We start from the raw sequence: 438 nt of genomic DNA on the forward strand, positions 1-438 counted from the left end.
GATCGTGTCCTTCGGCCCGAAGCTGCCATCGAGCAGCAGCTTCGACAGCGGGTTCTCGATGCGATGCTGGATCGCCCGCTTGAGCGGGCGCGCGCCGAACACCGGGTCGAAGCCGACCTTGGCGATCTCCGCCAGGGCCGCCGGCGAGACCTCGAGGGCGAGGTCCATCTTCGCGAGACGCTCCTGCAGCACGCGCAGCTGGATGGCCGCGATCGCCTCGATGTTCTTGGCGTCCAGCGCATGGAAGACCACGGTCTCGTCGATGCGGTTCAGGAACTCGGGGCGGAAGTAGTTCTTCAACTCGTCCCACACCGCGTCCTTGATCTCCTCGGCCGGCCGGCCCACCATCGACTGGATGATGGGCGAGCCGATGTTGCTGGTCATCACGATCACCGTGTTCTTGAAGTTCACGGTGCGGCCCTGGCCGTCGGTCAGGCG

Annotated in this window: 1 protein-coding gene; it reads right to left on the bottom strand. The window is 65.8% G+C overall.

The features are described 5' to 3' along the window. Window positions 1–438: AAA family ATPase (locus tag AC3A6Y_RS35025; protein ID WP_487872796.1), on the bottom strand; the 438-nt coding region annotated here is incomplete at both ends.

The organism is Variovorax sp. Soil_C_17 (genome assembly GCF_057657265.1).